Origin of the sequence: Fibrobacter succinogenes (genome assembly GCF_902779965.1) — a bacterium.
Lineage (GTDB): Bacteria > Fibrobacterota > Fibrobacteria > Fibrobacterales > Fibrobacteraceae > Fibrobacter > Fibrobacter succinogenes_F.
In genome coordinates this window covers 1-7,817 of the sequence record NZ_CACZDK010000063.1, presented here as the reverse complement: position 1 = coordinate 7,817, position 7,817 = coordinate 1, and the positions used below count along the sequence as shown (strand labels likewise).

General features: G+C 47.6%; 8 protein-coding genes. 1 reads left to right on the top strand and 7 read right to left on the bottom strand.

Translation table 11 applies throughout. From position 1 onward, the window contains the following. Positions 1-310: 310 nt before the first annotated feature. The 7 genes from HUF13_RS16865 to HUF13_RS16835 form a co-directional block, all read right to left on the bottom strand. Positions 311-634: a hypothetical protein gene (locus HUF13_RS16865; protein WP_173476192.1), complete on the bottom strand. Its 324-nt coding sequence runs from the start codon at positions 632-634 to the stop codon at positions 311-313. A gap of 76 nt (positions 635-710) precedes the next feature. Next, on the bottom strand, positions 711-932 hold the full coding sequence (locus HUF13_RS16860) for a hypothetical protein (protein WP_173476191.1): 222 nt from the start codon (positions 930-932) through the stop codon (positions 711-713). A gap of 116 nt (positions 933-1,048) precedes the next feature. Beyond that, a complete protein-coding gene (locus tag HUF13_RS16855) occupies positions 1,049-2,275 on the bottom strand; it encodes a hypothetical protein (protein WP_173476190.1) in 1,227 nt (408 codons plus the stop codon). Between the two features lie 37 nt (positions 2,276-2,312). Beyond that, a complete protein-coding gene (locus HUF13_RS16850; protein WP_173476189.1) occupies positions 2,313-3,989 on the bottom strand; it encodes a DEAD/DEAH box helicase in 1,677 nt (558 codons plus the stop codon). Next, positions 3,986-5,110, bottom strand: coding sequence for a ParB/RepB/Spo0J family partition protein (locus HUF13_RS16845; protein WP_173476188.1), 1,125 nt, complete (start codon positions 5,108-5,110; stop codon positions 3,986-3,988). The genes HUF13_RS16850 and HUF13_RS16845 overlap by 4 nt, the downstream gene beginning before the upstream one ends. Before the next feature lie 22 nt (positions 5,111-5,132). Further along, positions 5,133-5,948 carry a hypothetical protein gene (locus HUF13_RS16840; protein WP_173476187.1) on the bottom strand — a complete coding sequence of 272 codons (816 nt, stop codon included), beginning with the start codon at positions 5,946-5,948 and terminating at the stop codon, positions 5,133-5,135. Positions 5,949-5,958: 10 nt separating this feature from the next. Then, positions 5,959-7,221 (bottom strand): DNA cytosine methyltransferase, encoded by a 1,263-nt coding sequence (locus HUF13_RS16835; RefSeq protein ID WP_173476186.1) that lies wholly within the window; start codon positions 7,219-7,221, stop codon positions 5,959-5,961. A 252-nt stretch (positions 7,222-7,473) separates the two neighbouring features. Here HUF13_RS16835 and HUF13_RS16830 point away from each other — a divergent pair. Then, the coding region (locus HUF13_RS16830) for a DUF2924 domain-containing protein (protein ID WP_173476185.1) at positions 7,474-7,817 on the top strand (344 nt) is incomplete at its 3' end.

Genomic DNA, 7,817 nt, shown 5'->3' with positions numbered 1-7,817 from the left:
CACCTCCACCATCAAAATAGGGACAAGCATTTAGTCCGAAACTCCGGGCTAACAAAATCAAGCGAGAAACCCCCAATAAAACGGGGGCTTTTTGCTTTCGGGATTTTGAGGTGCGTGTGCAAATAGGGACCGCACCGTGCCGTCAAAGTCTCCTCTTGTTTCTAAAACGGAACTTTTCCTATTTAGTCCAAAAGTCTCGTCCGAAAGTTTCGGACTTGCTCAACCCCCCATTTTACAAGGGTTTGGTCGAGGTTAGTCCGAAACTCCCCCGACTTTCGGATGGGGGTTCGTTTAGAACGCGGCAGGTGTTCTACAAGTCCGAATTGATCGCAATTCGACCGTCCTTGCAGAATTCAGCAAGGCTACGAAACTTGCTCGTTGTGTACACTCGAAACCCATCTGTCGGTGGTATTCCTAACTGCTCGCCAAAACCATCAATGGTAAGACCAAGCCCCTTAAGGTATTCGAGGATCTTGTCTTGGGTTGCAACATCACATTCTCCGCCAATTATGTCGAATGCAATTGTGAGCTCTTCATCCTCAACGTAAGAAAGAAATTGGACTTCGCTCTTTTCAAGTGGTGTGCCAACAAGCAGCTTTTTCATTTCTGTCTCAAAATACTGGCTGTAATTCATCGATTGTCTCCTTTGCCGAACACTATACCAGGTTCTTGCAGACAGAATCAAGTGCAGAGCATTCTAAAACAGGCCGTTAAATAAGTGCGGTCGTGAGTTGGGGCGTCTTTACCTTTGGAGGGCGTCCACGCTTTTTGGGGTGCTTCGTTTTGTATTTCCCCATAGCAGTCAACTCATCAGCACGTTTCCGCTGTTCCTCGTTTAAGGAGATTCGCCTCGCCATCCAATCTAACGATTCTTCATCAGGGCTTATATTCACGACCGACCTCTTAATCAGTCTTGCGATATACGCACTCAAGGTAACTCCTTCGCGTTTTGCGGCAGTCCTGGCTGATGCTGCAACTTGCACAGGGCATCTGCTCATCAGGGCACAAACGTTTACATCAATTTGTCTGGCCATGTTAAACACCTAAGTTAGTCGAATGAAAATAGATTTAGATCAAGACTGTTTGAATGCGGAACGACAGAGAGGCGATTTGGCCATGCCTTGCTTACATCATACAAAAGCATCTTGGCACCAGCCTTTGCTACGATTGTTGCAATCAGTTTGAGGACGGGTAATGAATTCCCTGCTTCGACAACAAGATACATTTCGCCTACCGGGATATCGCACTCATTGAGCATTTGTGAATAGTAGAGCAGTTGAAAAACACCCTTTGAAGCTTGAGCGACAAGATTGCTCGCGGAAATCGATTTCAGCTCAAATAGTATTGTCTTGTTGTGCCGTTTGATGGCGAGATCTATCGAATCTGACTGGTATGGGGTAACTCCAATGTCAATCAGGTGTTCTGAAATGTCCCGCAACATCTCTTGATGCCGTCTTTCGGCAGATTCGGTTTTCCGCATCACTTCATCAACCGATATGTTCTGCACATGAGAAGCAAAGTGCCTGACTTTAATGTCGTTAGGATCAATAGGCGTTAACGAAATGTCGACTGATTGTAATGGTGCTGCGGCTACTTTGAGTTTATGGGGACCGCCATCCTTGTCAGAAAAATTAGAATTTGTAGTTAGACATGGCGATGAAAAACCCTTAAGGATTTCAAGGCTTTCATCGACAGTACCAGACGAGAGAAATTCGGGATGCTTCCGAAGATAGTGGGACGCAAAATTAGCCGCTGGATCTGGAAATTTGATGCTCCCCCACATTTCTGGAAGAGAAAATCGAGATAGAACCTCCTTTAGGATGATCATCGGAGCGAACACGGCTCCGCACAATTGAACTGGAGGGTCAATCCTATTCAATATGTTGTCGGGAACATGGGTAAAAAGGATTTTACAACCACCGCCAATTACTTTGTTGAGCGATTGATACTCCGCATCACTCAACCGATGAAACCCATATGGCTTTCCCATTAAATCATCCAGTGCGAAATCGCGAATATCCTGCGGATTGTTTATGCGGGAGATTCTTAAAGACTTCGCAACGTTCACGTTGAGGAGATACTCCTTGGGAGAATCGCTGTCATCAACGCCAACGTCTACAGAGTCGATAAAAATACGGGAAAAAATAAAGTCAGACAACTTACCACGCGCAACAATAAAAAGAGTCGTACCGGCAAGTTCCTCCCACGAAGCAATTAAGTCGACGGGGACGGAATAACATGATGATACGCCTCCATGCGAATCCAAAAGATTCAACCATGACTCTGGGACGATCCACGCATGACAAGTCATATCAAACCCCCGGTGCTGTTAATTCAGCAAGAGCCTGATCCAGCGATTCTGGCCACGGGATCACGTCACCCAGAAGGTCGTGTTGTGCGATCTCGCGTTGCCGCAACCGCTTCACCTCGTTTTCTTCAATCGTATTTTCCGAAATCAACATATAGTAATTGACGGTCGGTGCAAGTTGGCCTCTTCGATGGATTCTGTCAAGCGACTGAAGATAATGAGCGGCTTGATTAGTGTAAGAATAATAAATCGCATCGTGAGAGGCATGAAGTGTTATGCCTGCGCCAGCGGCGGCTGGGTTCGCAATCATTACCATGAATGAAGAATCAGTTTGAAACCGCTCTACCGCAAGGGATCTTTCCGAGCTGCTCGTTACAGAGCCATCGATTACCAATGGTGAGTAATGTGCGAGTGCCTCCTTGATTTCGTCAACGCTGCTTCTGAAGCAAGTCCAGATCAATACCTTTCTTTTCTGGACAACAAGGCTCTCTACCAATTGGATCAATTTCACAAGTTTAGCGGAAGGCGCGGTAAAAAGCGGATCAACCATTCTTGGCGTAGCGCATATTTCAAGAAGAGACGCCCTCTTCTGAAAATAGCTTGTAAGCCTCTTCTTGAAGGTTCTGTTGTCCAAGGATTTCAGCTCTACCAACAATTGATCTCTGGCCTTGTCGTACATCTCCCGCTGTCGACCTGTGAGTGCGACTCTGACAATCTCAAAGTTTTTTTCTGGCACGTCCTTAAGAACGGCTTTTTTAAGACGCCTTATCACTACAGCGCGTGTCTGCACGATATTTTTGATGCGATCCCTGTCTGCATCTTCAGAGGCACCCTTTGTAAATCCAGCGAATGCAAATCCATCATCCGCGAGGGTAACTTGGTTTATAAGATCATATGGAGTTCGAGGGGCGGGCGTTCCGCACAACACATATCCTTTGACACAAAAAGGTCTCAACTCCTGCAGCAAAGACGAACGCACGGCATTAGGATTTTTGGCATAGTAGGATTCGTCAATGGAAAGCATTACTTTAGACTGCTTTGCAATAGCCTTAAGCAATACCAGCACATTCGACATCCCCTCGTAATTAACGATGAGTACATCGGGGCATGAATCAACAACCGTACGCTTCTCTTCAGTGCTGCCTTCAACGATGCCGATTCGATACTTGTCTTGGGTAAAGCGAATGAAATCTTTTTCCCATCCGCCAAGCATACTTTTGGGCGCAACCACAATCATCCGCGACACCTCGCCATATGAGACGAGTAAATCGAATGCAGCAATCGTCATTACAGTTTTGCCAGTTCCCTGTTCATCAAACAGGCAAGCCCCGCGAAGGTTGGGGCAGATCATTGCATTGACCGCATATTGCTGCGGAATGTCAAGTGTGTCACACCAAGGGGCTGCGACACGATCAATGCGCGCCTGTGCGAAATCGGAATTTGCTTTAACTACCGCCGCAAAGTGTAAATCAAGAGCACCTCTTCTCGACTCCAACTCGGGACATCGTATTTCCGGGAAATGGTCAAGAACCAAATCCGCGCAATTAAGCGGCAGAAATATTCTCCCTCTTTCAACACGGCACTTGCCGCCTATCAGCGAACATAAAGTTGCTCGCGCACGAATAAACTCCACCCCCGTGCATGACAACACGATTGTGTCATCTTGGACAGACGCCGTCATCGTGTTGCTTCTACGGTGTCAAGAAGGCTGTTGAAGGTTACAATCATTCGCCGGAAACTATTTTTAGCCTCTTCGGAGACAGACTGCAATTGCGCTACGCTAATCCCTTCAATGAATCTTGTGAAGTTCACAATTCGACCTTCAATTTCATCGTTGGTCTTAACAACGCGGGAGTTATAATCTATGATGGCTTTTGCAGACTTGGCCGCCGTAGGGTCGGGCTGCATGAGTGCAGCTTTTGCTTCTGGGCTATTCCAGGCCTTGTAGGCGATACGCACTTCCGGGAAGCTTGAGAATTTTCCTTCGTAAATCCACTTAAAGAACTGAATAGCGAAGTCCGGTTCTGTCTTTAACTGGTTTGCAAATGATTTCTTGGCTTCATTGAAGTATTGGTAATTCTTGGCGCAGATGTTTTCAGCGTCTGTTTCGGATAAACCAAGACCACCTCCCGTTTCGTCCTCCGGGTCTTTAGGATCGGTTGCGAAGGTCATAAAACTCTGGATGATTTCGTCAATCTTAAGTGCCTCGATGACCTTCTGTTTACTCCATCCGAATTTCTTGGCTATCTGGCGTTCATCGAGACCCGCACCATTGCGATAGGCATTGACCACCATTTGGGCTTTCACGTAATCCGGCCATTCAAGTTTTAGTGATGCCGAGAAATTTTCTTCGACTAGCACATTCTGCTCATCTTCTTCGGATGCATCCGCGAGCAGAACGTAGGCCGGGACTTTTTCCAAATCTTGCCGATTAGGGTCTGTCGGCGACATGGACTCCAGTGCGTATTTCAAAGCAAAGAAGCGACGGTTGCCATCGAGAAGTCGACCAGACCACGAAAGCGTCAGCGGTTCACGTAAGCCATTCTTCAGGATATCATCGCGGAGATCTGCGAGTTTGAATTCGGCGGTGTTTTTCATTATGTCGAAAACCTCGTCTTGAGTTAACTCGCGCATTCCATGAGTGGCTTGGAAACGTCTCTTCTCGACTTCAATTCGAGGGTTGTCGACCCAGCCATTTATCATGTTGATATCAACCTTGCACTCGTAGACGGGAAGTCTCCTTCCGTTGTAGAGACGGCTGGTGATGTGCGGGTCTGAACACATGAACGCTGTTTTGCTCATTTTTCTGCCTCCTAAATAACTATCACTTAAATCCTTCGCCGCGAAGTATTATTTCGACAAGTTGTGCTTTGTCGTACTTCATGAGTTCGGCTCTACGATTCTGTGCGTTGTTCATTGTTGCCAATGAATCAACAAGTTTTTCTTCCATGAATTCATCGATCTTAAGGTGCTTGGCAAACAGCCTTTCTGCTTTGATCTTTGAAGCCCAAAAGTCTGCCATGTCCTTCGAGAATTTCTCGTGCAGCATTGATGACAATGTGTCAGATAGCGAATCTTTTGGCTCTGCATTGTCAAAGCGGAGGCAAAACATGGCAAGGTCGGTAAATGGAGTTGTGCTTGACACATCACCGAGGTGCTCCATCATTCCGGATTTCCATGCACGGTGGAGTTGTATCCCATATGGAAGACCAGTAGCAACTTTTCCAAGGTGCAGTAATGGTGCTGGGCGATGTGGGTATTCAAATTCTGTTTCCGACTTAGTGGCCGCGACAACATGAGTGGTTAGGAAATTTGATGACATCCTTTGCGCAGGGTCTTTACCCCCAACATGAACGAACCCTAACTCGTAGACGCTTTGTATGCTGCCATTATCGGCTTTCTTAACCGATACCAGTTTCTCGTACTCAAGGCTGAACGCTTGACGCATGGTTTTTGTGGTAGCCTTTGAAAAATCCACGTTCAGAGTCTGGACTCCAAAACGTTTCGTCGTGGCATCCAGCGCAAGCGTAATCATTAGGCTTGACGTCCGCTCCATCGGTGTTTTCCCTTTTTGTCCCGATAGATTATTAGTGCGAAGCCGCATGAAAGATTCGAGTACGAGTGTGTGATTCAAGTACATGGAGGCCTCCTTACTCGCAGACAACGTCTCGATCAGAAAGATGAAGTACCTTTGTTGACGAGACAAAATCTTCAAACCGAATAAAGGTTTTATTCGCCAAAAGATCCTCGCCATGAAGTACACGGTCAAGTTGGATGCCGATTTCATATGCAAGGCGCGGCGGCACGGCATTCCCTATCTGAAGGTACTTTGAAGATGTCATGCCGAAGAACTCAAACCAATCTGGGAAGGTCTGAATCCGTGCAACTTCGCGGACAGATAACGCTCTGTGCTTTCTTGGATGGAAAACGCCTGCTTTTTCAGGTTGGAATGAGGCAGTTATGGTGCCAGCGATTTCATCGCGGTCACACCTTTGATAGAACCTGGGATAATGGTATCTTACTATGTTCTTCTTGATTTTCTTCATCCGCTCTGGCAGAAATCTGTCTGGGATATCGCGCCAACTACCACCCTCTGGTATGTGCTTTTCAAGTGCTTCCGCTTGTGGTGAATATGTGATGACCTCATTTACACCCGTCACACCCTCCTTCGGAATGTCAAAAATGATATTCTTCAAAGCTAATTCAGGACGGATCGTCGGCTCGGGGAAGGCGAACCGACCAAGATTCTCATTTCTATGCACACCAACGATCAAGACGCGTAAACGCTGCGATGGGACATTGTGCTTTGACGCATCGACAAGAGAAAAGTTTACCGAATATCCAAGATCGTGCAAGTTCTCAACGATGATTTCAATGACGCGCCGCCCCTCGTGTTTCGATGACAGGAGCCCCCTTACGTTCTCAAAGATTACAGTCCTTGGGTTAAGAAGTCGTACGGCATTTAAAGCGGAAAGATAAAGGTCGCCCCGTTCGTCCTTGGTCCCCTTGCGAAGGCCGGCGTTTGAGAAAGGCTGGCATGGAAATCCTGCTGTCAGTAAATCTGGGCGTTGAAGTTCAGGGAAGGTGACTTTACGAATATCCTCAACGAGGATCTCACCAAGGTTATTCTTGTGGGTCTCGGCTGCCGATTCATTGAAGTCGTTTGCAAAGATCGTCCTGAAGCCCGCTGCCCGCAACCCCAGATCAAAGCCGCCACAGCCTGAAAACAAACTCACATGAGTCCACGGGCAATCTTGCTCGTCTGGGAGGTTGTCAAAAATCGCCCAGGGCTTTTCGTCAAGAGCGGGAATTTCGGGGCGCTTCCCTTTGATGCGCTTACGCCGAACGGGCTGTGTTTTGCTCGTTCCTGTAGGCTTCTCCTTGCCCGCTTTACTCTTCTGTTTTTTTGCCATTTTTTCCTTTGTCTTCTTGCGAAGGTCTAATATCGCAAAAATGCAGTGTTAATTATATCAAAAATCGGCCGAAAATGTAAGTCGCAACTACGCAATTTTTTTGAGCGGATTCAATTTTACGGGGAAATTTTTTCAAGCGGCAATAAACATCCCCATGAACAGATACAAGCCTACAAACGGAACCGAAGTCCCAAGCCACTTTACGCAGAAAGTCGATAACCCGACTGGATATTCCAGAAACAGTATGGTGTAATGTCACACCGTAAAGGAAAAGCTCTGATGACACAACCGCCACATACCATGCTTGCCGAGATCGCCGCGATTCAAAAAATGAACGCGAACCAGATACTCACCAAGTACGCCCGATTCTTCACGGGCAGCCCGACGCGCTGCACCGCGACCCTCCGGCAGGAGGCGATCTACCGCCTCCAGGAGGAGCACTACAACCTCCGCATCTCCGATGCCACCGCCGCCGTCCTCAACGCCTCGCTCGAGAGGCGCGAGGAACGGCGCAAGGGACGAGAGTCCCTCCTGCCCGGTACGCAGTTCGTCCGCGAGTGGCACGGCGAGAAGCACGTCCTCATCTACCGAGGCCC

Bases quoted from the DNA above. Each gene is read 5' to 3' on its own strand.
- HUF13_RS16840 (WP_173476187.1), bottom strand. From the start codon at position 5,948: ATGTACTTGAATCACACACTCGTACTCGAATCTTTCATGCGGCTTCGC.
- HUF13_RS16835 (WP_173476186.1), bottom strand. From the start codon at position 7,221: ATGGCAAAAAAACAGAAGAGTAAAGCGGGCAAGGAGAAGCCTACAGGA.
- HUF13_RS16865 (WP_173476192.1), bottom strand. From the start codon at position 634: ATGAATTACAGCCAGTATTTTGAGACAGAAATGAAAAAGCTGCTTGTT.
- HUF13_RS16845 (WP_173476188.1), bottom strand. From the start codon at position 5,110: ATGAGCAAAACAGCGTTCATGTGTTCAGACCCGCACATCACCAGCCGT.
- HUF13_RS16850 (WP_173476189.1), bottom strand. From the start codon at position 3,989: ATGACGGCGTCTGTCCAAGATGACACAATCGTGTTGTCATGCACGGGG.